Source organism: Psychrobacillus soli (assembly GCF_006861775.1).
Taxonomy (GTDB): Bacteria; Bacillota; Bacilli; order Bacillales_A; family Planococcaceae; genus Psychrobacillus; species Psychrobacillus soli.
In genome coordinates this window covers 1-25,502 of record NZ_VDGG01000028.1, presented here as the reverse complement: position 1 = coordinate 25,502, position 25,502 = coordinate 1, and the positions used below count along the sequence as shown (strand labels likewise).

General features: G+C 36.9%; 26 protein-coding genes. 18 read left to right on the top strand and 8 right to left on the bottom strand.

The annotated features are described in order from the left end of the window. Positions 1–13 precede the first annotated feature (13 nt). Positions 14–1,702, top strand: a complete 1,689-nt coding sequence (locus FG383_RS13555) for an ABC transporter permease (RefSeq protein WP_142607930.1) — start codon at positions 14–16, stop codon at positions 1,700–1,702. After that, on the top strand, positions 1,699–2,730 hold the full coding sequence (locus FG383_RS13550) for an ABC transporter ATP-binding protein (RefSeq protein ID WP_142607929.1): 1,032 nt from the start codon (positions 1,699–1,701) through the stop codon (positions 2,728–2,730). The genes FG383_RS13555 and FG383_RS13550 overlap by 4 nt, the downstream gene beginning before the upstream one ends. A 244-nt stretch (positions 2,731–2,974) precedes the next feature. Here FG383_RS13550 and FG383_RS13545 read toward each other — a convergent pair whose 3' ends face one another. The 5 genes from FG383_RS13545 to FG383_RS13525 all read right to left on the bottom strand — a co-directional run bounded on the left by FG383_RS13545 (position 2,975) and on the right by FG383_RS13525 (position 7,909). Continuing rightward, a complete protein-coding gene (locus FG383_RS13545) occupies positions 2,975–3,253 on the bottom strand; it encodes a helix-turn-helix domain-containing protein (protein ID WP_142607928.1) in 279 nt (92 codons plus the stop codon). Between the two features lie 37 nt (positions 3,254–3,290). Continuing rightward, complete coding sequence (locus tag FG383_RS13540) at positions 3,291–3,965, bottom strand: AroM family protein (RefSeq protein WP_185907946.1); 675 nt, start codon at positions 3,963–3,965, stop codon at positions 3,291–3,293. A gap of 1 nt (position 3,966) precedes the next feature. Next, on the bottom strand, positions 3,967–5,118 hold the full coding sequence (locus FG383_RS13535) for an amidohydrolase (RefSeq protein WP_142607926.1): 1,152 nt from the start codon (positions 5,116–5,118) through the stop codon (positions 3,967–3,969). Beyond that, entirely contained in the window at positions 5,115–6,215 is a 1,101-nt protein-coding gene (locus tag FG383_RS13530) for an amidohydrolase family protein (protein ID WP_142607925.1), read from the bottom strand. Before FG383_RS13530 ends, FG383_RS13535 begins: the two co-directional genes overlap by 4 nt. An 83-nt stretch (positions 6,216–6,298) precedes the next feature. After that, a complete protein-coding gene (locus tag FG383_RS13525) occupies positions 6,299–7,909 on the bottom strand; it encodes an ABC transporter substrate-binding protein (protein ID WP_142607924.1) in 1,611 nt (536 codons plus the stop codon). Positions 7,910–8,129: 220 nt separating this feature from the next. On the opposite strand from FG383_RS13525, the gene nikB reads away from it, so the two are divergent. The 8 genes from nikB to FG383_RS13485 all read left to right on the top strand — a co-directional run bounded on the left by nikB (position 8,130) and on the right by FG383_RS13485 (position 16,012). Continuing rightward, positions 8,130–9,098 carry a nickel ABC transporter permease gene (gene nikB / locus FG383_RS13520; RefSeq protein WP_142607923.1) on the top strand — a complete coding sequence of 323 codons (969 nt, stop codon included), beginning with the start codon at positions 8,130–8,132 and terminating at the stop codon, positions 9,096–9,098. A 20-nt stretch (positions 9,099–9,118) separates the two neighbouring features. Beyond that, positions 9,119–9,988, top strand: coding sequence for an ABC transporter permease (locus FG383_RS13515; RefSeq protein ID WP_246097007.1), 870 nt, complete (start codon positions 9,119–9,121; stop codon positions 9,986–9,988). A gap of 27 nt (positions 9,989–10,015) precedes the next feature. After that, complete coding sequence (locus tag FG383_RS13510; RefSeq protein WP_142607921.1) at positions 10,016–11,029, top strand: ABC transporter ATP-binding protein; 1,014 nt, start codon at positions 10,016–10,018, stop codon at positions 11,027–11,029. Further along, positions 11,022–11,993: an ABC transporter ATP-binding protein gene (locus FG383_RS13505; protein ID WP_142607920.1), complete on the top strand. Its 972-nt coding sequence runs from the start codon at positions 11,022–11,024 to the stop codon at positions 11,991–11,993. Before FG383_RS13510 ends, FG383_RS13505 begins: the two co-directional genes overlap by 8 nt. Before the next feature lie 19 nt (positions 11,994–12,012). Further along, a complete protein-coding gene (locus FG383_RS13500) occupies positions 12,013–12,963 on the top strand; it encodes a DUF1177 domain-containing protein (RefSeq protein WP_142607919.1) in 951 nt (316 codons plus the stop codon). Beyond that, positions 12,963–14,237 (top strand): M20 family metallopeptidase, encoded by a 1,275-nt coding sequence (locus tag FG383_RS13495; protein WP_142607918.1) that lies wholly within the window; start codon positions 12,963–12,965, stop codon positions 14,235–14,237. The genes FG383_RS13500 and FG383_RS13495 overlap by 1 nt, the downstream gene beginning before the upstream one ends. Positions 14,238–14,319: 82 nt before the next feature. Continuing rightward, a complete protein-coding gene (locus FG383_RS13490) occupies positions 14,320–15,081 on the top strand; it encodes an IclR family transcriptional regulator (protein ID WP_142607917.1) in 762 nt (253 codons plus the stop codon). A gap of 25 nt (positions 15,082–15,106) precedes the next feature. After that, complete coding sequence (locus FG383_RS13485) at positions 15,107–16,012, top strand: aminopeptidase (protein WP_142607916.1); 906 nt, start codon at positions 15,107–15,109, stop codon at positions 16,010–16,012. A gap of 125 nt (positions 16,013–16,137) precedes the next feature. Here FG383_RS13485 and FG383_RS13480 read toward each other — a convergent pair whose 3' ends face one another. Continuing rightward, the gene (locus tag FG383_RS13480) at positions 16,138–16,302 is read right to left on the bottom strand and encodes a fumarylacetoacetate hydrolase family protein (RefSeq protein WP_342782145.1); all 165 of its coding nucleotides are present in this window, start codon (positions 16,300–16,302) and stop codon (positions 16,138–16,140) included. A gap of 793 nt (positions 16,303–17,095) precedes the next feature. Continuing rightward, the gene (locus FG383_RS13475) at positions 17,096–17,551 is read right to left on the bottom strand and encodes a LysR family transcriptional regulator substrate-binding protein (protein WP_246097004.1); all 456 of its coding nucleotides are present in this window, start codon (positions 17,549–17,551) and stop codon (positions 17,096–17,098) included. Positions 17,552–18,055: 504 nt separating this feature from the next. Here FG383_RS13475 and FG383_RS13470 point away from each other — a divergent pair. The 8 genes from FG383_RS13470 (at position 18,056) to FG383_RS13435 (ending at position 24,827) form a co-directional block, all read left to right on the top strand. After that, positions 18,056–18,403, top strand: a complete 348-nt coding sequence (locus FG383_RS13470; protein WP_142607914.1) for a cupin domain-containing protein — start codon at positions 18,056–18,058, stop codon at positions 18,401–18,403. 57 nt (positions 18,404–18,460) lie between these two features. Then, positions 18,461–19,492: a TRAP transporter substrate-binding protein gene (locus FG383_RS13465; RefSeq protein ID WP_142607913.1), complete on the top strand. Its 1,032-nt coding sequence runs from the start codon at positions 18,461–18,463 to the stop codon at positions 19,490–19,492. 74 nt (positions 19,493–19,566) lie between these two features. Then, complete coding sequence (locus FG383_RS13460) at positions 19,567–20,097, top strand: TRAP transporter small permease (protein ID WP_142607912.1); 531 nt, start codon at positions 19,567–19,569, stop codon at positions 20,095–20,097. After that, positions 20,094–21,386, top strand: a complete 1,293-nt coding sequence (locus FG383_RS13455; protein WP_142607911.1) for a TRAP transporter large permease — start codon at positions 20,094–20,096, stop codon at positions 21,384–21,386. The genes FG383_RS13460 and FG383_RS13455 overlap by 4 nt, the downstream gene beginning before the upstream one ends. 45 nt (positions 21,387–21,431) lie before the next feature. Beyond that, positions 21,432–22,178 carry an IclR family transcriptional regulator gene (locus FG383_RS13450; protein WP_142607910.1) on the top strand — a complete coding sequence of 249 codons (747 nt, stop codon included), beginning with the start codon at positions 21,432–21,434 and terminating at the stop codon, positions 22,176–22,178. Positions 22,179–22,194: 16 nt separating this feature from the next. Beyond that, positions 22,195–23,076 (top strand): HpcH/HpaI aldolase/citrate lyase family protein, encoded by an 882-nt coding sequence (locus FG383_RS13445; protein ID WP_142607909.1) that lies wholly within the window; start codon positions 22,195–22,197, stop codon positions 23,074–23,076. 22 nt (positions 23,077–23,098) lie between these two features. Further along, positions 23,099–23,575 (top strand): MaoC family dehydratase, encoded by a 477-nt coding sequence (locus FG383_RS13440; protein WP_142607908.1) that lies wholly within the window; start codon positions 23,099–23,101, stop codon positions 23,573–23,575. Positions 23,576–23,642: 67 nt separating this feature from the next. Next, positions 23,643–24,827 (top strand): CaiB/BaiF CoA transferase family protein, encoded by a 1,185-nt coding sequence (locus tag FG383_RS13435; protein WP_142607907.1) that lies wholly within the window; start codon positions 23,643–23,645, stop codon positions 24,825–24,827. A gap of 354 nt (positions 24,828–25,181) precedes the next feature. Here the strand turns inward: FG383_RS13435 and FG383_RS13430 are convergent. After that, positions 25,182–25,502 (bottom strand): acyl-CoA dehydrogenase family protein (locus FG383_RS13430; RefSeq protein ID WP_142607906.1); only part of this gene is annotated, 321 nt, incomplete at its 5' end.

Here is a 25,502-nt window from a genome sequence, read left to right as displayed (position 1 = left end):
GTAGGTTCATAGCATGACACAAGTAGTTACTCCAGAAACGATAACGAAAAAAGGTTTTAGTATGAAAATGATGAAAAGATTAATTGGCCTCACAAGCCTTCTGCTCATTATTCTACTTTTTTTACTGCCAATCGTTAGACTTTTTGTCATGAGTTTTAAGCACAATGATCAGTTTTCTTTGATCAATTACACTATTATACTAGCGGAAGCATCGACTTGGTCGATGCTTCAAAATACATTAATCGTTGTAGTAGGTTCTACTCTGTTCGCTCTCCTATTAGGAGTAGGGACGGCTTGGGTTATGGCATACACAGATATCCGGTGGAAGAAAGTAATACAAATATTTATTATCATCCCGTTTGTTATTCCATCTTATATCGTGACGATTGCTTGGTCCCAGTTTGCCAATAGTATCGATGTAATAGATATCCATTTAAATAGTCATTTGGGTATTATTTTTGTGTTAGGTATTTCCCATTATCCACTCGTTTATTTATTTACCGTAACTGTACTGAAAAGAATTCCAAAAGAATTGGAGTGGGCGGTTCGTTCGTCAGGAGGTAGTAGTTGGGTTGCTTTTAAGCGAGTGACTATTCCCTTGGCTTTACCTGGAATTGTAGGAGGCGGGATGATCGTATTCCTGTCGAACCTAGACAATTTTGGCATCCCTGCTATTCTTGGTATTCCTGCTAATATAACGGTTTTGAGTACAGCCATCTATCAAGAGGTCATTGGCTTTGGTCCAAATGCATTTGCTCGGGCTGCAACTTTATCTGTTCTACTTGCACTCGTTGCTTTTGTTGGTACAGGATTGCAATGGTTTTTACTCCGAAAGTCCAAACTAAGTGAAACAGCGAGCATCGATGAGAGTCCTCGCTATATACTTGGGAAAAGAAGAAAATGGTTGGAAATTCCTTTATGGATTTTTCTATTAGGCATTAGTATTGTGCCATTATTGTCGATGGTCAAAACATCCTTAATCCGCGCATACGGTTTGGATTTTATTAGAGAAAATATTACATTAAAGCACTACCAATATGTATTATTTGAATACGATAAGGTTCTACAGTCTATGGGCACTAGTTTGAAATTAGCGCTCATTACTACATTCATTTGTGCTGTTTTTGGAACGATGATTGCTTACATAAGATCGAGAAAGAATTCCTCTATTATGCGTTTTGTAGAAGTGATTGTCGGATTACCTTATGCATTGCCTGGAATGGTCATGGCACTTTCGATGATTTTTGCATGGATGCAGCCAATTCCGGGATGGAATCCAGGACTGTATGGAACAGCTTGGATATTGTTAATCGCCTATATTACGCGATTTATGATTTTACAAGTAAGGGGAAGTATGACAGCCATATCGCAAGTGTCTATCGATCTAGAGGAAGCGGCGCATTTATTTGGTGCAAGTACTTTCGTTAAATGGAAAACTATTTTATTGCCATTGTTACTATCTGGAATAGTGAGTGGCGCATTTTTAGTATTATTGACTACGCTGACAGAACTAACTGTTTCTTCGCTTTTATGGTCTAGTGGTACGGAAACAATAGGTATTGTTATTTATAATTTTGAGCAAGCGGGCTATACAACGCACTCCTCTGCTTTATCGGTTGTTATATTAGGCTTGATGCTCTTGTTAGCCTTAATCGTTTACGGTATTCAGTATTGGTGGAAGCGGAGGTTGAGTAAAGGGTGAGTACAAGATTACAACATGTAAAAAAAACATTTGATGGCTTTCAAGCATTAAAGGGAATAGATTTGACCATAGAAGATGGGGAGTTTGTGGCAATCGTCGGTCCATCTGGCTGCGGCAAAACTACGCTATTACGCCTAATCGCAGGTTTTGAAACACCAACAGAAGGCTCCATTTACATGAATGATGAATTAGTAGCTAATGCGAACAATAGCATGCCTCCTGAAAAAAGAAATCTCGGAATGGTTTTTCAAGCATTTGCACTTTGGCCACATATGAAAGTAAAGGAGCAAGTAGCATTTCCATTAAAATATCATCGTTTTGTTACATCTAGTTTACATAAAAATAAAACAAAAAGAGTAGAAGAGATGCTTTCACTCGTAGGACTTCAAGATTTTGCGGAAAGAATGCCAGGGGATCTTTCTGGTGGACAAAAGCAACGTGTAGCAATTGCTCGAGCATTAGCTCCAAGCCCAGCACTGTTGTTGATGGATGAGCCTTTAAGTAGTTTGGACGCGAAATTGAGAATAGAACTGCGAAATGAAATCCAAACCATTCATCGAAAAACGAATACTTCGATTGTTTATGTCACACATGATCAAAGTGAAGCATTAGCAATGGCGGATAAAATTGTTGTGATGAACAATGGGAAGATCGAACAAATAGGAACTCCAAAGGAAATTTATTTTACGCCTAAAACTGAATTTGTAGCGAAATTTATAGGGAAAGCAAATGTGTTAAATGGCAAGTGGAGAGAGAACTATTTTTTCCCATTAAAAGATGAAACAGTGAAGTGGCAAATTCCAGATATAACAGAAGATATGAAAAGGCAATCGAAATGTCCAATTAGACCAGAACAATTAACCTTAAGTAAAAAAGGAAATGGGATTCCGGGGGGGGTTCGAAATGTATTATTCCAAGGTAGGGAAATACATTTCACCGTAGATACGGGTACAAACACCATTGATGTAATTGAAAGTATTCATGCGAGTTTTCAAGTGGGAGATCGGGTGGTAGTGTTGCCGAAATAATTGTAGCTAGTAAGAGCATATACATAAATAACATCCAAGTTGGAAGCGATGAAACATTGTTTCCAACCTGGATGTGTATTTAAAATTTAAAGCGTTCCTATGTCCATTACAATTCATTTTAGAAGGGTACACAACTAAGTTTTTTGGCAAAATGATTATTTCATCAAGTTTTTCTCGAAGTTTCTGATTTTTCATAGTGAATGTAAAGTGTAAGGTGCTTAGAAAAAATGAGGTAAACTTTCTGTCATTTTACGTAACTTTGTTTTTTATCGATGTTTATAAGCTCGTAATAATGCTTTTCAATTTCTTTTAATCGCTTTATTTCGTATTGTGCGGAGGAGATGAAGCTATTCTCTCCGTATTCTTTATATTTTTTTATCCATGTGGTAACGGAATTGACGCTCACATTCAATTCTGTGGCAATTTCTTTTCGTGGACGTTTTTTTAATAAAACTTCCTGGACTGCATAAAGTTTTTGCTCACAGGATGTTTGAATATATCTTTTTCTAAGTAGACCATGCATGGATGTCTTTCTCCTAACTCTTATAAATACTAATTTTCTACAGCAATTCTGCTAGATTTGCATAAATAATATTACGCGCCACAATTATTGGTTTCGTTGTGTGTTCCCGAATAATATTTTTCATCTCATTGGAATATCCCATGCAATCTAAGAGTATTGCTTGAACTTGTGACTCATTTAATCGTTTTGTTGCTTGAACCAATTCTTCATGTGTCCCATTATATGGTGAAGTGGAAGTAATACACGTTTTGAAATTCACTTCTTTCCACTTATCTTGAATCATTTCTGATTGTTCGATTAAAGGGACAATCACCCCTAATTCACCCTCTCTAAGCAATCCTTTTACAGCGTAATTTAGTAAAAAATCGGGATAGATTACAGGAATTTCAGATGAGAATAAAGGGAATTTCCCTGTACAAGCAAGTAATATTAAATCTATTTCAGATTTTTGACATTCGTCTATAAGCTGTTGAATGATTGGAATTATTTTTTCTTTGCTTACTACTACACTGTTTCCATTCGTTAATCGTGAGACTAATGTTGTTTGACCTTCTTCCACAAATAGATGTTGAATTTCCTCTATTACTAACGAATCTAAAACTCCTTTTTCGATAATTCGAGTGTCATTTGGTAAATAGGATCGAAGTGGAGGAATCATATCTGTGCGAGGAGTTTGACCAATTGTGATTACACATATTGTTTTCAGATGCATTTCATTCCTCTCTTTTGTATACTTGTTCTCCATTGATATAAGTTTCTACTATATTTGCTTCTGTTTTAAAAGGTGGATGGGACCAAATAACAAAATCCGCGTCTTTTCCAATTTCAAGTGAACCTACTCTGTTATCGATCTTCGTTAATTTTGCGGCTTCTATCGTTATGCTTCGCAATGCAGTTGTTTTACTTAAACCATATTTGACTGCTTCAGCAGCACAATAATATAAATATTGAATAGGAATAAAAGGATGATCTGTCATAATTGCGAATGGAATACCTGCTTGTTCAAAATGCATAGGGCCTGCAGGAGTTGAATTTCTAGTTTCGTACTTACTAGGAGGAAGCATAAATGGTCCTAGTGTTACGTGTGCTTTACTATCTTTAATAGCATCTAGCATTAAATGTCCTTCTGTACAGTGCTCTATAGAAAGCTCTACATCGAACTCTTTCGCAATGCGAATAGCAGTTGCAATATCATCTGCACGGTGACAGTGAAGGTGTAGCGGCATCTTATGTTCCAATACTTCTATGAATGGATAGAGATGTGATCTATTTTTTAGAACGTTTTCTTTTTCTGTTTCTGATAGTGCGAGTGCTTCTCGAAAACCTTTTCGAATAATTTCTGCAACTGCCATACGTGTCATTGGTTTTTGCTTACTATTACCAAATACATTTTTGGGGTTTTCTCCTAATGCTCCTTTTAGCCCGCTTCGTTCCATAATTATCCTTTCTTTTAAAGACCGTCCACTTGTTTTTAATATCATCCAAACACCACCAATGGGATTGGCGCTGCCTGCTCCTGTTTGTATGGTAGTTACCCCGCCTTGAATAGCTAAGTCAAAAGAAAAGTGTCGTATATCTATTCCATCTATTGCATTCATTAGTGGTGTGTAAGGGGAAGAGTATTCATTTGCATCGTTAATCTGTTCATTGATTTCACTCCATATACCAACATGCGTATGTATATCTATCAAACCGGGGGTGAGGATACAGCCACTTTTATCTATAACTTTTGCATTATTAGGTGGAGATTTAGCATTTCCGACATATAAAATCTTTCCATTTTCCACCCAGATTTCTGCATTTTCATAGTATGAATTTTGTTCATCCATTGTGAAAATCATACAGTTTTTATAAATAACCGTCATTTCCAATCACTTCCTTTATAAACTTCTTTTCCTTTAATAAGCGTACTCAATACTTTAGCTGATAGATTTAGAGGGTGTTGGTCCCACACGACAACATCTGCATATAGACCAGCCGCTAAAGAACCAGTTAAATGATCTATTTGAAGAATTTTTGCAGCATCTGTTGTTAAAGAACGTATGGCATTATTTCTTGAAACACCTTCCCGAATTGCTAACGAACTCTCTAGTTTTAAATGAGATACTGAGCTAATAGGGTGATCTGTTGCGTTACATGATAAAATCTCCAACGTTTGTAATTGTTTAAAAAGGGAAGGATGTAAATTTTTTAGTTCAAATCTTTCGATTGCTTGAAAAACTGGACCGGCAATTATCTGGCTAATTTCTTTTTGAGCATCCTTGTCTATAAGTGCAAACTCTGTTGCATGTACAAGGGTGAAATTAGCTTGAAGTTCACTTTGAATTCGGAGTGCTGTTTCAATATCATCGGCACGGTGACAACGTATAAAAAAAGGAAAATCAAGAGGTAATCCATCTGCTCTTAGTTTTTGAATCGTTTGCCTAATAATATTAGCAATACCCATGCGTGTTAATGGCTTTTTAGTAAAGTCAAAGAATGCTTTTTTAGGAACATCACCCATAGAAAAAGAAAGTCCTACATTATTTGTTATAAGCATTTCATCTACCGTTGTGCCGTCCATATGGATAATCGCAGAGTATGCACCAATAACATTTTCAGCAGTGGACATAACATGTGCGCTAGTAACTCCAGAAGAAATGGCTAGCTTAAAGGAAGGATCAAATGGATAAATTCCGTCTACAACAGATAAAATATTACTAGTTTCTTGGGTAGGTTCATATGAATCATTTCCTTCCCAACGGATACCGGTTTCTTTCAAACCAATTTGAGAACAAGCATCTATTAAACCAGGTGTAATATATAAAGTGGATGCATCTATGTTTTGATAAAGGTCTTCTTGTTCGATGGTAGTATCGCAGTCTAAAATGGCATGTATATATTGATCTTTAATCACTAATTTCTTCTTCTTGAATTCATTAGAAATTGGATTTAGGACGTATGCATGGTTAAATATGATCATTTAGGCTCTTCCTTTCATTTAAAAGAAAAGTAGAGAATATATACTCTCTACTTTTCTTGTATAAATTTAGATGAAATTATTTATTATTTCTCCAACCATACGTTTGTACCATTAGGGTTAACGATAGAGATAGAGAAGTCTGGAGAAACATCAAAGCCTTTAACTTTTTTCGTAATTCCTGCTGCTGCTTCTGTATTTTCTAACTCAATTCGTGGCACATCTTTCAAGATTAGTTTAAGCGCTTCTTGATAAAGTGTTGCACGTTCCGCTTGGTCAACTGTTTCAGATACTGCACGATTTAATAATGCATCAACTTCTGCATTTTCATATCCTTTCCCATTACCTAGTGCTCCAAGCTGATCCGTGTGGAATAGTTGGTATAAGTAAAAGTAAGGGTCTGGATACCATGTCCATCCACCAATGGACATCGGTGCATTTCCTTTAGAGACAGTATCGCTATACGTTCCCCATTCCACGGTTTTAATCTCTACATCAATATTAAGGTTTTTCTTCATTTGATTTTGGAAGATTGTCGCATATGGTACTCGAGCTTCCGATACATAAATTTCCGTTTTGAAACCATCTGGAAAACCTGCTTCCGAAAGTAAGGCTTTTGCAGCGTCCGGGTCATATGTTGGGACAAGAGCTTCTAAACTTTCGTCATATCCCCATGAATCTTTAGGGATTGGTAAAAGGGAAGGAACTGCTCCACCCCATTGGTTTACACCTTGGACAATTTCTTCTACATTTGTAGCTTTATAAATTGCTTCGCGGACTTTAGCATCAGCAGTAGGACCTTTTTTGTTATTTAAGTCTAGATAAACTGTTGCTAGTGCTGATTTAGAAATTAACTCTAAATTAGTATCTTGCTTAATTAATTCTCGGTTTTGTCCTTTAACATCAGAAGCAATGTCAATATCACCAGAGCGAAGTGCGTTTGTCATCATATTAGGATCTGAAATGATTTTAACTGTTACTCCATCTAAGTGAGGTTTTTCTCCCCAATATTTATCATGACGTACAAGCTCAACTTGTTGATCTTGTTGCCAATTTTTAATCATAAAAGGTCCTGTTCCTACAACATTTGTACCGAAGTTGTCTCCCCAGCCTTCTACTTCTTCTTTAGCCACAATCATATTTCCAGAGTCTGTAAGCATTGCTAGCAGTGCGGCATTTGGTGCTTCTGTGTGGAGTTTTACTTCGAATTCTCCTGTTACCTCAACGCTTGCTACCCCTCTTAGGCGATTCATCGCAGATTCTGTAGCAGAACGTTCTAAGCTATACTTTACGTCTTCCGCTGTCATTTGACGTCCATCCTGATATTCACCAGGTTGAAAAAATACATCTTCTCTTAATTGGAAAGTATATTCTTTCATATCTTCTGATACTTCCCAGCTTGTTGCTAGAGATGGTTGAATTTCACTTAAATCTTTACTGTAAACAACTAAAGTATCTGAAACCATTCTCATTATTTGAGATTCATAAACTCCAGTATATTTAATAGGGTCAAGCGTTTTAGGGTTTGCTGATAACCCTAGACGAAGGGTGCCCCCATCTTGAGGTTCTCCAGTTGCATTTTCGTTTCCATTAGAAGAAACTTCTTCATTAGAAGATTTTTTCCCAGAACAGGCTGCAAGTACTAATACCATACATAAAACAAGTATTAGTAGTGATAAATATTTCTTCTTTTCCATATTTATAATCACTCCTTTTAGTTGATTCACATTGTGAAACGCTGTATCACATGATGAATTGTTAACTAATTTATCACATGAGAAAAGATGTGTAAATGATTTTTTTAAAATGTTTAGATAATTGTTAATTTTATATTTACAAATAATTAGTCAGATGATAAACTTTTTTTAATTCACATTGTGAACCAGTGATTCATATAGTGAAAAAAGGAGGGGTTTTATGGGTAAATACATACTTAAACGTTTAGTAGATTTGCTTCCAACTATTTTTGTCGTAGCTATTATTGTTTTTGTCATCACACGTTTAATACCTGGTGATCCGGCTGCAGTAATGTTAGGACCACAAGCAAGTGTAGAAGACATACAAGAGTTAAGAGATGATTTAGGATTAAATGAACCATTGCATACGCAATTTCTTCAGTATATTGGAGACTTAGTTCAAGGAGATTTCGGAGTTTCATTAACTTATAATCAACCAGTGATTTCACTAATTATGGATAGATTTCCTAATACACTTGTACTTGCCTTTTCAGCATTAGTAATAGCTCTATTAATAGGAATTCCAGCAGGTATCATTTCCGCATCAAAGCAAAACTCGGTAATGGACTATACGGTTATGGTTATTTCGTTAATAGGAGTCTCTATTCCTATCTTTTGGTTAGGAGTCATGCTTGTATTGTATTTTAGTGTAAATTTAGGTTGGTTTCCAGCTACCGGAATGGGAACGATGGATGAAGGATTTATCACATACATTAAGCATTTAGTGTTACCGAGTATTACTCTTGCAACTATTCCCATGGCTACTTTTGCAAGAATTACACGCTCTAGTATGTTGGAAGTTATTTCTCAAGACTATATAAAAACAGCCAGGGCAAAAGGGTTAAAAGAGTTTTTCGTTATAGGTAAACATGCGTTTAAAAATGCATTAACGCCTATTTTAACTGTACTTGGTATGCAAGTGTCCGCCCTATTAGGAGGAGCAGTTTTAACAGAAACAATTTTTAGTTGGCCAGGGATGGGGCGATTAATAGTAGATGCAATAGATAAACGGGATTTTGTAGTAGTGCAAGGAACCGTACTATTTATCGCTATAATTTTTGTATTAGTCAATCTATTAATTGATGTTTTATATAAAATTGTGAATCCACGTGTCAATTATTCTTCTGGAAAAGGAGGAGAAGGAAAATGACTTCTACTCAACCTTCATCTATGGAAACAAGAGAAGTGAAGAAAAAGGAAATAAATGAGCGAAGTTTTATACGGAAATTATTGAAAAATCGCATAGCTGCTTTTGGTTTGTTTGTCACTATTTTCATGACAATTATCGCAATTTTCGCTCCTCTAATTGCTACACATGCACCGAATGAGATGGATATTACGCATAGTCTTTTAGGAGCTGGAGTGGATGGACATTTCCTTGGTACAGATAATTATGGACGTGATTTATTTAGCCGAATTGTGTATGGAGCTAGAATTTCATTGATTGTAGGAGTATCTGCCGTTTTGTTTGGGGCTGTATTTGGTACGTTTTTAGGTTTAATAGCTGGTTACTTTGGCGGGAAATTAGATTCTCTTATTATGCGTACAATGGATGGATTATTTGCCTTTCCTTTCATCCTACTAGCGATAACGTTAATGACGGTTTTGGGACAAGGGTTAGTGAATGTAATTATTGCGATCGGCGTAGCTAATATACCAGGGTTTGCACGAATAGTACGAGGACAAGTATTAAGTGTAAAAGAGGAAGAATTTATAGAAGTGACACGTTCTTTAGGTGCAACTCACGGAAGGATACTATTTCAACATGTGCTTCCTAACTGTTTAGCTCCATTAATTGTATATGGAACAATGAGTATTGCCGGAGCTATTATTTCTGAAGCTGCATTAAGTTTCTTAGGTTTAGGGGTTCAACCACCAACCGCTTCATGGGGGAGTATTTTAAAAGATGGGAAAGACTTCTTAGTACTTAATCCACAAATGGCCACTTTTTCTGGACTTGCTATCCTTATTACCGTTTTAGGGATAAATTTGTTCGGTGACGGGTTAAGGGATGCATTAGATCCTAAAATGAAAGTCTAATAAATATTTTTACTGGAGGTGGAAAAGATGTCAGATGTAATACTAAAAGTCGAAAATTTAGATGTCCACTTTCGTTCTTCAGCATCGATTGTAAAAGCAGTTAATGGAGTAAACATAACATTGAAGAAGAAAGAAACTCTGGGGATTGTTGGAGAGTCCGGATCGGGTAAAAGTGTTACTGCAACAGCTCTTATGAGATTACTGCCAAAAGGAATTGGTAGTATCCCAAATGGGAAAATTACCTTTAATGGAAAGGATATATTATCCCTTTCTGATAAAGAAATGAGAGACGTTCGTGGTAATGAAATTGCGATGATATTTCAAGATCCGATGACTAGTTTAAATCCAGTGTTTACTGTGGGAGATCAAATCGAAGAAGCAGTACGTACTCATCAACAGATGTCTAAAAAAGAGGCAAAGAAAAAAGCAATTGAAATGCTGAAAGTTGTTGGAATTCCAGAGCCGGAAAAAAGGGTGAAAATGTACCCTCATGAATTTTCAGGTGGTATGAGACAACGAGTAATGATCGCTATAGCATTATCGTGTAATCCAAAGTTACTAATTGCAGATGAACCCACTACTGCTTTAGACGTTACAGTACAGGCACAAATTTTGGAACTTATGAAATCATTGCAGGAAAAGAATGATACGTCGATTATCATGATTACGCATGATTTAGGTGTTGTATGGGAGATGTGCGATAAAGTAATTGTGATGTATGCAGGAAACACGGTGGAATCTGGTACAGTGGAAACTATTTATGAAAACCCTCTACATCCATATACTTGGGGGTTATTAGAGTCACAAATCACGAAAAATACATTGAATGGTGATAAATTGCCTGCAATTCCTGGGAGTCCTCCGGATTTGCGCAACCCAATCCCAGGATGTAATTTCGCTGATCGTTGTCCATATGCAAAAGAAATTTGTAGCACAACAAAACCACAACCAATCGAGGTGGAACTAGGTCATATAGTGTCTTGCCATTTCCAAACAAATTCCAACCGTCTAGAAAGAAAGGAGCGCGTTTACATTGAGTGAAGTTGTTATTAAAGTAGAAAATTTAAAAAAACATTTTCCAATAAATGAAGCAGTACCTTTTAAAAAATCTACACAAAGTGTAAAAGCAGTGGATGGAGTTAGTTTTGAAGTATATAAAGGTGAAACGCTAGGGATTGTTGGAGAATCTGGTTGTGGAAAATCCACAATGGCAAGGCTTATTAATCAACTCATCCGACCGACAGAAGGTGTTGTTGAGTTTAAGGGAAAGAATTTAGCAACACTAGGATCAAAAGAGATACGTTCCATTCGAAAATCTATCCAAATGGTTTTTCAAAATCCATATGCTTCTTTGGATCCTCGTAAAACGATTGAGTATTTAATTGCAGAACCTCTAGCTATTCATCATATTGGTGACGCTAAATCTAGAAAAAAGAGAGTAATAGAGTTATTAGAAGTTGTTGGTTTAAGCGGTTATCATGCAGAAAGATATGTCCATGAATTTTCTGGTGGTCAAAGACAGCGTATAAATATTGCTCGTGCACTTGCGTTAAACCCAGATATTATTATTTGCGATGAACCAGTCTCCGCTTTGGATGTATCTGTTCAAGCACAAGTTATAAATTTATTAAAAGATTTACAGCGTAAATTTGATCTAACTTATATTTTCATTTCCCATGATTTAAATGTTGTTCGCTATATATGCGATCGAATTGCGGTCATGTATTTAGGAAAAATTGTGGAGATCGGTACATACGAGGAGTTATATGAAAATCCAAAACATCCTTATACCAAAGCATTATTATCTGCAATTCCAAAAGAAAATCCTTTTGATAAAAAAGAGAGAATTCTTTTGGAGGGGGATGTACCAAGTCCTGTGAATCCACCACCTGGTTGTAGTTTTCACAAAAGATGCCCTCATGCAATGGAACATTGCAAAAAGGACGTACCAGCATTTGTAGATTTGGGTGAGACCCAAAAAGTAGCTTGTCACTTATATTCATAAAAACTAGGAGGAACAAATCATGTCATTAAAACACGTAATGGAATTATTTGAAGAAATGGATAGTATTCATGTAACTGGAGAAGTAATTAAGTCTTATTTAGAGAAAATCTCAGATAAAGGTGAGATTAGTGTTCAAACAGTGGAAGGAAAAGCTGGATCTACTGATTTTGTGAAAGTTTTCATCCCAGGCACAAATGGAAAACGAATGGGAGGTACTGCTCCAACACTAGGAATAGTTGGAAGACTTGGTGGTATTGGTGCCCGTCCTGAAGTAAAAGGCTTTGTATCTGATGGAGATGGTGCATTATCTGCTATGGCAACAGCTGCTAAGTTATTAGATATGCAAGGAAAAGGAGATCAACTAGTAGGAGACGTAATTTTAACAACACATATTTGTCCAACTGCCCCAACGTTACCTCATGATCCAGTACCGTTTATGGACTCTCCAGTTGATATTTTAACAATGAATCAATACGAAGTAACCGAAGAAATGGATGCAATTCTTTCTATAGATACAACGAAAGGAAATATGATTACAAATCACAAAGGTTTTGCAATTACTCCAACGGTAAAACAAGGCTATATTCTAAAAATAAGTGATGATTTGCTTCATATTTATACACAATCTGCTGGCATATTACCAGTAACTTTACCTATTACAACTCAGGATATTACTCCTTATGGGAACGGAGTATATCATGTAAATAGTATTTTACAACCGGCAGTAGCAACAACAAGCCCTGTAGTTGGCGTTGCAATTACAACAGAAACAGCTGTAGCTGGTTGCGGTACAGGAGCAAGTCACTTAGTGGACATTGAACAAGTTGTACGATTTGCGCTTGAAGTTGCTAAAGTTTATGGAGAAGGTAAATGTTCATTCTTTAATGAGGAAGAGTTTGTATTATTAGAAAAGCTATATGGCAAGATGGAACATTTACAAACTTTTGGAAAACAAGAGGTAACTAACTAATGGATAATACACAATTAAAACAGCAATTAGTAGATGAAGTAGAAAAAAGAAAAGACGAATTAATCGAATTATGTAGTTCACTTATCCGAATTCCTAGTGAGAATCCCCCAGGTGACTCAACAGAAGCGAGTGAATTTGTATCCGACTATTTAAAGCAGTTTGGGCTAGAAGTAGACTGGCATGAAGCATCCGAAAAAATGTATAATCTTGTAAGTTCTATTGGAGATGAATCAGGAAAAAAACTTATTTATTGTGGTCATACTGATGTGGTTCCTGCTGGTGACTTATCCAAATGGGATTTCGATCCTTTTTCAGGAGAAGTAGTGGATGGTTGGATGTTAGGACGAGGGGCAAGTGATATGAAAGGCGGACTAGCCGGAATTATTTTTGCATTCACTTTGTTCAAGCGACTAGGAATCGAATTACCAGGTCAGCTTACTTTAGCAATAGTTCCAGATGAAGAGACAGGTGGAGAATTCGGTGTCCCGTGGTTGCTAGAGAATAACTTGATTAATGGTGATGGATGTTTGATAGCAGAACCTTCCTCTCCGTTAAATCCAACAATCGGCCAAAAGGGTTCCTATTGGTTTGAGCTTGAAGTATTTGGTGAGCCTGGTCATGGAAGTCTATCACCAGTAGCAGGCAACAATGCTATTGTAGATGCAATCGCAGCGATTGAAAAGATTCGTACACTATGGGATTTGGATATTCACATGCCAGAAGAAGTGAGAGAATTGGTAGACATTTCTAAACGTTATTTACGTGAGGTGGAGGAAGAAAGAGAAATTTTTCAACCAGTTTTAGAAAGAATTACGGTGAACATTGGAACGATTAATGGAGGAACAAAGTCAAATGTTATTCCTGAAAGCTGTAAAGTTCAAGTAGATTGTCGTTTACCATTTGGTATTACCCATGAAGAAGTATCAGATTATTTGAAGAAAGAGCTAGATAGTCTAGGTATCCGCTACTCCATACGGTTATTTGGTTTTAAGAGTGTTGCAAATTATACATCTGCGCAAGACCCAGTTTGTAAAGCGATCGTAGAAAATATTGAATTTGTAACAAAAGATGAAGCTTACGGAGTAATGCAATGGGCAAGTAGCGATGCTAGACATTTTAGAGATTATCACATTCCGGTGTTACAATATGGTCCAGCTTATTTACCTAGCATTCATGGCTATAACGAGAAAGTATTAGTAGAAGATATAGTAAGATGTGCAAAAGTATACGTTGCTGCAGTGGTGGATTTTTTATATGAAACTTCCAATGATTAGAAGATTGAGTGTAAAATTACTTGTGTTTTATTCTAATTTAGATAATATAGTAGGTAATTAGGAAAGATATGGGGGATTTTACTTGTTAAAGACACTAGATTTATCTTTAAAAGTATTAAAGATGTTTACTCGAGAAACGCCTGTTTGGGGTGGAAGAGAACTCGCCAATGAAATGAATATAAACCATACGAATATATATCGTATTTTAGAAACTCTAGAAAAAAACCGATTTGTAACCAAAGATCCAATTACCAAAAAGTATTCCCTAGGCTATGCCACTTGGGAACTAGGCAGAATTATGTACGAATCTCTAAATGTAGATACCCTTATCAAGCCATCTTTAGATAAGCTGTGCGAGGAAACGGGAGAATCTGTTTTCTTAACAATTCTTGACCGAGATGAAGCGGTCACTTTAGCTGCGGTAGAACCTGAAAATAAAGTGAAGTTTTCCGTTTCAGCCGGTAGTCGCGCCCCATTATATGTCGGGGCGTCCTACCGATCTATACTGGCATTTCTTTCAGAAGAAATGATTGAAAACGTTATCAAAAAAGGATTTACTAAGTATACAAAATATACATTGGATAGTGGCGAAAAATTGAAAGAAGAACTTGCACTAATAAGGGAAAATGGGTGGGGAGAGAGTCAGGGAGAATTTACTCCTGATGTGCTCGCTGTAGCTGTTCCATTAAACGATCACTTTGGCGTTATTGGGTCTATAACTGTTTCAGGTCCTATTTATCGTATGACAGAGGAGCATAAAAAGGCATGTATTCCTTTATTAATGAAGGCCCGTGATGAGCTAGAAGTAATTATTAAGCGGTACAATATAAAGCTTAAATCTTAATGCTTAATAGAGAGGAGGGAATGTATTGTCTACTATAGAAAAAGCAAAAAATGTATTGATTAATAACCTACATATTCAAAATGAAGAAACACTTCTTGTACTAACAGATACTGCACTATCAGATATTGCTCAATATTTTGTAGAGGCAGGACGAGAATTAGGTAATGAAACTATTTCCATGCAAATGTCTACTCGAAGTAAATCTGGGGAAGAGCCTCCCCGTCTTGTTGCAGAGGCGATGAAAAATGCAGATGTAGTACTTTGTATAACTGAGCATTCCCTAACTCATACGTTGGCACGAAAAAATGCTTCTAAAAAAGGTGCACGTGTAGCAACAATGCCTGGAGTAACTTTAGACATGCTAGAAGAAGGGGCGATTTCTGCAAATGCAGAAGAAATAGAAGAATTGACGGCAAAGTATTGCAAAGTGTTGGATGAAGGTTCAACAGTTACAATTGAAAAAGAAGGAATGAGTTTGTCCTTCTCCATAGAAAATAGAAAAAGTATTGCAAGTACGGGAGTATTTAAAGAAAAAGGCCAATCCGGCAATATTCCTTCAGGTGAGAGCTATATAGCACCAATTGAGAACTCGGCAAATGGCAAAGTAATAATCGACGGTTCTATAGCTGGGATTGGTTTAGTTCAAGAACCGATTATTTTAGAAATTATTGATGGTCGTTTAGTACATGCAACTGGTGACCAAGGAAAACAATTATTAGAAATTTTGGGTGAAGGTAATGGTCGAATTATTGCAGAATTTGGTATAGGAACCAATAAAAAAGCGCGTCTTACAGGAAATATACTAGAAGACGAAAAAGTTTTTGGTACAGTTCATATTGCTTTTGGAAGTAATAAGTCGTTCGGTGGTGAAAATGAAGCTGGCGTTCATATCGATTGCCTTATTAAAGATCCGAACGTAACAGTGAAGTGATAGTTTTTTGGTTGATTCTGTGTGAAATAAAATTAAGAGACTATTCTAAATTGTTTTTAACATAATCTTGGAGAAAAAGGTGCCAGATTCCGAAGAAATTCAGAATTTGGCACCTTTTATATTTGTCATTCTAATGTATTCACTAGTGTCCCAATTTTTTCAATCGATACTTCCACTTTATCTCCAGACTTTAACCAAACTTGTTCATTTTCCGGATACCCTAAAAATACGCCCTCTGGTGTACCGGTGAAAATGACATCTCCAGGTTTCAATGTCATATGCTTGGACACATAAAAGTGGGGGAGAGGTCGGAAAAAGAAGAATGTTCTATGGAATTTTTGTGTAATAGTTATTGAAATTTTAACTAGCCATGCTGCTTAAAAACTTAAATAATTGCCAATCCTTAACATCATAAGGAGTGGTAATTTTGGAAAATAGGTTTTTCGTGGGGCTCTTTAATGGCTTAATTTTAAGCATTATATTATGGGCTTCAATTTTCGGTTTGATTCGAATAATTTTAAATGCAGTGGAGTAACAGGCAGTTATGGTGAAAAAACGATTCTAGCCAATTCAAGAAAGTGAAAACTGTTAATTAATGTATCTAACAAAAGATGATGCAAGCTGTATGCATCATCTTTTGTTGTATTCAACCATTTATTGGTATTATACGCTACGTTCATCGACGTCTTCCCACCAAGTAAACTTGTTATTTTAAGAATTGGTTGCTTTCAACAGGGATTTGGTTGCTCTCGTGCTGATTTGATTGCTTTCCAGGACTGGTTGGTTGCTCTAAGCCATTTACTGTATATTCAAATAACAAAAAACTACACCGTATAGGGTTTTGGTGATGCATTCAGCTGATTTTAATTAGAATGATAGATTCCGTATCGAAGTGTAGAAAACATATACGTAGTTTCATTCCACAAATTCCGACATATCTGACATGGGTTTAAAAGCGTCCTTGGCTAGAAACAATTCTATGGGAAGAGGAACTATTAATTTAAAGACTCTACTAAAAAAGATGATGCCACTCGTATGGGCATCATCTTTTGTCGCTTTCGCTCGTACTTATCTCGTCGGCACTTAATAATACAATTCTTTCATCGTATTAATAAAAGAGCGCGCCGCTTTTGAGAGGTAACGATTATTCTTATAAGCCATCACGATCTCTCTCTTTGGGTTAATATTCTCTGCTTTGATAGGCAAATACATAGGTTTGTCTGATATTGTAAATTCGTTCACAACCATTCTGGGGACAAAAGAAATTCCTACTCCAGCGGTGACAAGGGATTGGCAAGTATTGATATTGATGCTGTCAAAAACAATCTTAGGTTCGAAGCCGAATTGTACACATAAATCATACGTATTTTTTCGAAAATGGTTGCCTTCTTTAATAAATATGAAAGGCTCATCTTTGCAATCCTTTAAATTGACTTCTTCATAACTTGCTAACCAATGATTGGTCGGAATAGCGAGTAAAATATCCTCTTCTAAAATCGTTTCTTTCTCAAGGCGGATATTTGTAATTGGCATCGACATCAGTCCTACTTCTAACTGCCCACTTGCAATCAGTGATTGTAAATTGACACTTGTATCTTCGATTTGGTGACGCTTGTTTACAATGCCTCCAATTTAGCTATGGACCGAATCAAGTTAGCAATGAAGCAACAATCGTTACAAGTATCCTAAATAAATGGAAATTCTATTTTAAAAAAACATAAAATTCATCCAAGGGCTACTCTACACATTTTTAAAAACGGTAATTATGAAATTGATTCAATTTAATAATTAAATAATATTCTATTATAACGATTCAGAAAATTACGAAAATGTATTGCAGGAAATAAAAGTGTGTGTTAAATTATTCTTAACGAATGGAATGGTATTCCGAATAGTGGAATAGTACTTTGTGATTCAATATTTTGCAAATGTTTGTTTCCAATAAATTGTAAGCGTATTCAAATGTTTCGTATATTATTTCAAAAGTACTTTATCATACGTATTCCTTCTGTTTAATGGTGATTAATGAAAGGGGTTTGAAAGATGAATTATTGGAAAAGTATCAAAGATGTAGAGGCTTACTCTCCACCAGGGCATGAAGGAACTTTTAATCGTCGTCTTGTGGGTCCTGATGAAGGCATGGAGCATATGGAAGTTATTATTGGGGAAATGGAGCCTGGAGGATTGGCAGATCCTCATTTTCACGAGGACATTGAACAGATTATGTACATTTTAACTGGAAAGATGCACATCATTATCGAAGGCAAAGAAACGGTTTTGACAGAAGGAGATGTCGTCTGGATTCCGAAAAAGGCTATGCATGAAGTTAAAAATGTGGGAGATAGCCGTTTAAAGTTTGTCCTGATGTATTCTCCGCAAAAAGTTAAGTAATGATTTGGAAATATAGTAGAAGCTTTACCAGATTAGTACAATTAGAGGGGGAAAATTATGAAAATGAAAAAAGTTATGTTGTACCTATTATTCACAGCGTTATTGGCTATCATTGCAGCTTGTGGAAATACATCTGCTAATGGAACAAATGAAACAATCAAGCTGAAAATGGCTGATTCACTACCGACAACGAATTATTTATCTTCGGAAGGTGCAGTATTTTTCATGGATCGGGTAAAGGAATTGACAGATGGGAAAGTAGAATTTGAATATTATCCAGCAGAACAAATTGGAAAAGCAAATAGTTACCTCGATTTGACATTGTCGAAAACGATTGACATCGGATATACGTCCTATTCAACTGACCGCTTACCTTTGACGGAGATTGCGACATTGCCAGGTGCCTATAGTTCAGCACAAGAAGGCTCAGCAATTATTTGGCAGCTTATGAAAGACTACCTTGCTGAAGAGGAATATTTGAAAAATGGCGTTCGCCCGTTATACGCAGTTGCACTACCTCAATATCAATTTGTAACTTCCAAAAAACCTGTAAAGAGTATGGAAGATATTAAAGGATTAAAAGCACGTGTCACTGGCACAATGGAACTTGGTTTTGATGAACTTGGTGCATCACCTGTATTTATGCCAGCAACGGAGGCGTATACAGCAATGGAACGTGGAACGGTTGATGGGGTTACGTTCCCATTCACGAGCTTCGCTCCCTATCAAATTGAGGCAATCGCAAAGTACTCAACTAAAGGTGCTAATTTAGGGAGCTTTACTGTTGTGTATTCTATTAATGAAAAATTGTACCAAACTCTACCAGAAGATGTAAAAGAAGCATTAGCTCAAGCTGGTGATGAGACTGTTGAACATCTATCCACATTCCTTGATGAGAAAAATGATGAATTGGCAGAGGAGTTTTCCTCCAAAGTTGAAATCTATGAACTTAGCGATAAAGAATCAGCGGAATGGGATAAATCACTTGAACCTGTATGGGATCGTTGGGCAGCAGATTTAGAAAAACGAGGATTTAATGCGAATGAGACAATTAAGAAATATCGTGAGTTGAGAGAGAGTATGAAGTGATGTATTGAGAATCAGAACCAGCGGCCAACGGGAATGTATCTACAGGCCGCTCTTCTATTGGGGAAGGTGAAGGAATGGATATAATCGAAAAAGGATTCGGGAAATTAGAAGTCCTCTTTTTGAGACTTTCGCAAATTGCGCTTGTGATTATGATGACTTTAACAACTTTTGATGCACTTAGCCGCCACTTTTTTAGTAAATCGATTACTGGAGCTTATGAAGTAACCGAAATGTATTTAATGGTTATGCTCGTGTTCCTTAGTATGAGCTATGTACAAAAAGTGGATGGACATATTAGACTCGACATTATATTCGAACGGTTATCCAAACGAGTTCAAGACATATTGAATATTATCTTTTATTTGCTTGCAGCAGCTATGATGTTTTTCATTGGTTATCAAGGATTTAACATGACATTGACTGCAATGCAAAATAATCTTATCGCATCTGGACTTATCAATTTCCCGTTATGGCTATCTTATATTTGGATCCCAATCGGTTCGTTTCTAATAATGATTCGGCTAATTCTTTTAGTCGTATTACTTGGTTTAGGTAAAGATATTCAAGCAAGTGATAGTAGGCCAGAGGAGGTAGATTTCGAATGACTATTGCTATACCACTAATCTGCCTTGCTTTGTTTCTTGCATTTGGAATGCCGATTGCTTTTGCATTAGGAATTTCTGGTTCTATCGGTCTACTTATGTTCAGTGGTTGGGACTCATTTTTAGGAATTTTACAGACAGCACCATATGATAGTGTGAAAAGTTTCCTAATGAGTGCCATACCGATGTTTATTTTAATGGCAGCTTTCATGACAGTAAGTGGAATTATGAAGGATCTTTTTGAAGCAGCATATAAATGGCTGGGTAAATTGCCTGGAGGACTCGGAATTGCTACAGTTTTTGCTGGCGCTTTGATGGCAGCTGTTTCGGGTTCGAGCCAGGCTTCTGCAGCAGCTATGTCAAAAGCGGTTGCGCCTGAAATGAAAAAGTATAAGTACAACACTGCTTTTACAATGGGGGTTATCAGTATAGCTGGAACGCTTGCTGTAATGATTCCTCCGAGTATCATCCTAATTCTTTATGGAATATTAACGGAAACCGGGGTAGGTTCATTACTTATTGCTGCGGTTGTACCAGGTATAATTACAGCAATTGGTTACATAGTGGTCATCTTTGTTTGGGTGAAACTGAAACCAGACATTGCGCCAAAAATTGAGATAAACCCAACAATTAAAGAGAAATTTGCTTCATTGAAGAATGTTTGGCCTATGCTAGTCATTATTATCGCTGTCATTGGAGGAATTTACAGTGGGTTTGTTACAGCGACTGAAGCGGGGGCACTAGGTGCTTTTATTACGTTAGTTGTTGTTTTTGTTATGGGGCGAATGAATCTCAATAAATTTGGTACTGCTTTAAATGACACAATTAAATCAACGACGATGATCATGACGATCATCATCGGTGCGCATATCTTCAGCTATTTCCTAACTATGACACAGTCGACACAGAAAGTAGTGGCGTTAATAGAAGGAATGGAAGTTTCACGGTATTGGATTCTGGCTATAATTATTTTTATATATCTGATTCTCGGTTTCTTCATGGATCAGATTGCTATATTGATATTAACATTGCCGCTTACTTTCCCGATTGTCGTATCTCTCGGATTTGATCCAGTTTGGTTCGGTATTATTGTTACGAAGACGGTTGAAATTGGTCTTGTTACTCCTCCAGTAGGAATGAACGTCTTCGTCGCTACGGGAGCAGCTGGCGTGAAGACAGCTGAAGGATTTAAAGGGGTGAAATGGTTTGTTCTGATGGATATGCTCATCCTTATATTATTGATTGTTTTGCCATTTATTACTTTATGGCTTCCAAGTTTTATGATGAAATAAAGATTACATTGATAAGCTGTATACAGTTAGGAAGGAAATTAAGATATGAAACCAAATGTTATTTCCAAAACATTTTCTCTCCTTCGTGCTTTTACCGATGGACAAAGCGAGTGGGGTGTCAATGAACTGGCAAGATTCCTCGATATGCCAGTCAGTAGCACTCATCGGATGATTTCAACGCTAAAGGATGAACATATACTGGAGTATTCAGATGTAACTGGAAAATATAAAATAGGTTCAGATTTTATTCGAATGGCATCGATTATTTCAACAAATGTAGATGTGAAAAAGATTGCTCGTCCATATTTGGAAAACCTTGCAAAGAATCTTCACCATTCTGTTTATTTTAGTCTTTATTATCCACAACATCAAAAGCTTGCATTTGTCGATTGCATCAAAAGTTCGTCTGCTTTGCAGTATGTGCTTGAGATTGGGGTACTGCAGTCGATCCACGTTGCAGCAAGTGGTAAGAACATCCTTGCACATTTGAGTGATACGGACATAGAGGAGATCTTGGAGAAGGAAGTAGATTCTCAGAATGATAAAGAACTATTAAAAAATGAAATGAAGAAAGTGAAAGAACAGGGCTATACAAAGACGGCAAATGAACGAAAAGAAGGAGCCTTAAGCATTGGTGCTCCGGTGTTCGATGCAAGTCGCAAAGTTATTGGAAGCATTATCTGTGTTGTACCGATTGGAGACTTTAAGGAAAGTCAGGAAGAGTTCTTTATCCAAAGCGTCAAGGAGTCAGCTAAGGATATTTCTTATTCATTAGGCTATCCAAAAATATAAATAGTGGAGGGGTATGATGGAAACTTACCGTACGTTATTATTTGTTCCAGGCATCAAGCAGCAGTGGTTTGAAAAGATTCCTTCCTACGATATGGATGGCATAATTTTAGACTTAGAGGACAGTGTTCCTCTTCAACTAAAAGCAGAAGCACGTGCATATGTTGCAGAGGCTATTCCGTTTCTTTCTTCTAAAGGGATCCAAGTATTCGTTCGTATTAATAAAGGATTACAAGAATATGACGTAGATGACCTAAAAGCTGTTGTTACGCAGGGGTTAACAGGTCTGGTCCTTCCCAAACCAGAAGGACCAGAAGAAATAAAGAAATTATCCGTTATTGTAGAAGTATTAGAGGTAGAACTGGGCATACCAGTTGGAACCATTCGATTCATACCAATTCTTGAAACTGCTAGATCCATGCAACTTGCTTATGAAATCGCGTGTTGCGATAGGGTTATAGGTATAACGGGTTTAAGCGCTAAGAATGGTGATGTTGCAAGAGCACTTGGTTATCAATGGACTCCTGAAGGATTAGAGACTTTGTATTTGCGATCAAAAGTGGTGATGTCCGCACGTGCGGCAGGAGTTCTTCCAATTGGTGGACTCTGGCAAGACATTCACAATCTAGAAGGATTGAAGAAAAATGCCGCATTTAATAGACAATTAGGATTCGTAGGTGAACTTGTGTTACATCCATCAAACGTACCAATTATAAATGAAGTGTACTCACCTTCGGATGAAGAGATTACTTATTACAGTGGTATGATAGAAGCTTTTCAGATAGCGGAAAAAAGAGGAGAGACAGCCATCATGTATGAAGGCGAGCATGTCGATTATGCACATGTGAAAACAGCTAGGGAAGTTTTGACTACCGTAGATCGAATGGTTAGATCAAAGTAATGAAGATAGGAGATGTTTGTGAATGTCAGGTGGAAAATACTTTGAAGAATTAGCAATTGGTGACATATATAAACATCGGCCAGGTCGGACTGTGACGGAAACAGACAATTTACTTTTTACAACCTTGACGCATAATACGCAATCACTTCATCTGGATGAAGAATATGCAAAAAATACAGAACATGGTGGACGTATTGTTAATAGCCTTTTTACATTATCGTTTGTTGTTGGAGTAGGCGTCGGTGATTTAACGGATGGAACAACCCTTGGTAACCTTGGATTCGAAGAAACTGTTTTTCCAGCACCAGTAAGGATTGGTGATACCTTGCGTGCTGAAACTGAAATCGTCGGAAAACGTGAGTCAAAGTCACGACCTAATACTGGTATCGTTTGGTTTGAACATAGGGGATACAATCAAGATGGGAAACTTGTTGTGAAAACGAAACGAACAGGGCTAATGCTAAAACAACCGGTTGCAACGTCCAGTATTTCTAATTGATTGTGCTTGAACTTCATGATGTGCGCTTTATGGGGATTTAAAAAGTTTAAGGAAGGAGATGAAGAGAATGAGTGGACCACTGGAAGGGATTAAGGTACTCGATTTGACTTCAGTTGTAATGGGACCATATTGCACCCTCATGTTAGGGGATATGGGTGCGGATGTCATCAAAGTGGAGAATCCATCAGGGGATACAACTCGATATCTTGGACCAGCAAAGAATAGGGGGATGGGAAGTCTCTTTCTTCATTTGAATAGAAATAAGCGAAGCGTCTCATTAGATTTGAAAAGTGTGGATGATCGAGAAATTTTGATAGAACTTGTAAGAGAGGCGGATGTTTTCGTTCATACGATGCGTCCGCAATCGATGGAAAGATTAGGTTTGTCTTACCGAGAATTGAAGGAAGTAAATAGACGACTAATCTATTGCGGAATGTATGGTTTCAGCAAAGAAGGACCATATGGAGAGCGGCCAGCGTATGATGATATTATCCAAGGAGCATCTGGGATAGCGGCGGCTCAAGGTGAAGTTTCGGGGGCCCCTCAATATTTGGCAACTGTATTAGCCGACAAAACAGCTGGCTTGGTAGGACTTAGTTCGATACTAGCTGCAATCTATCGACGAGAGTTGAGTGGAGAAGGCCAAGAGATCGAGGTCCCAATGTTTGAGACAATGGTTTCGTATACGATGATGGAGCATATGTATGGCAAAACGTTTTCCCCGCCAATCGGATCTTCTTACTATTCCAGGGTTACTTCATCTTATAGGAAACCGTACAAGACGATAGATGGCTATATTGGTGTAATGATTTACAATGATAAACAATGGCAATCCTTTTTCAACGTTTCAGAGCAAAGCAATCTGCAGGATGATATACGTTTCAGCAATATAACAGAACGAACTAAAAATATTGATTTCGTATATGGAACTATCGAGGATATCATGGCTACAAAAACTACGAATGAATGGCTGAATATTCTGGAAGAAGCAGATATACCCTGTACGAAAATTAATACACCAGATTCTCTTTTTGAAGACCCACATCTTCTTGCTACGGAATTCTTTAAAAGTACTCAACATCCAACCGAGGGAGATATTTGGGAAATGAAGTTTCCAGTGAATTTTTCGGGAACTCCTACTTCCATCCAAAGACATGCTCCAAACCTTGGAGAGCATAATGAGGAAATAATGAAGGCAATCAAAAAAAACGGTAAATGCCAAAAAGTAAAACGAGACTCTGTGTTAAAATAACTCTATAATATTCTGATAGTTATCTGTAGTATAAAGAGAAATAGAGCTTCAATTTTATAAAACAAGAAGTGGTCAGAGCAAAAATTAGGCTGCTTCTTGTTTTGTGTTTCACTTCTTTGAATCATTCAAAAAATCAATAAAAGCTTTTACTTGAGCTAATTCAAGCGTAACATAAGATTTTTCTAAACGTTTTTATACTATTTAATTAATATAGACTTGTTACATTTATTAAATGAACAAGTCTATTTTTTGAGTTATTATTTGCAATTGATCATATGTTTTAAAATATGACTCTTCTTTTTGTTCATTGAATGATCCTATGCTGCTCAATTTCTCATTAAAACAATACAAAGTTTATTTCAAGGATACTTTTCTTCTTTCATTTTCAACTTCCCAAGCAGGTAGCATTTTGTTTAACTGTTTGTCTTTCCGGTATCCTAATACGTATTCAGCTTGCATTACTGTATGAATTTCACGCGTTCCTTCATAAATTACCGGCGCTTTCGAATTACGTAAATAACGTTCTGCTGGATATTCGTCTGAGTAACCATTTGCCCCGTGAATTTGAACTGCATCATCTGCTGCTTGGTTGGCAAAATCACATGCTTGCCACTTCGCAAGGGACGTTTCTCGTGTATTTCGTTTGCCAGCGTTTTTCAGTTCACCAGCTCGATA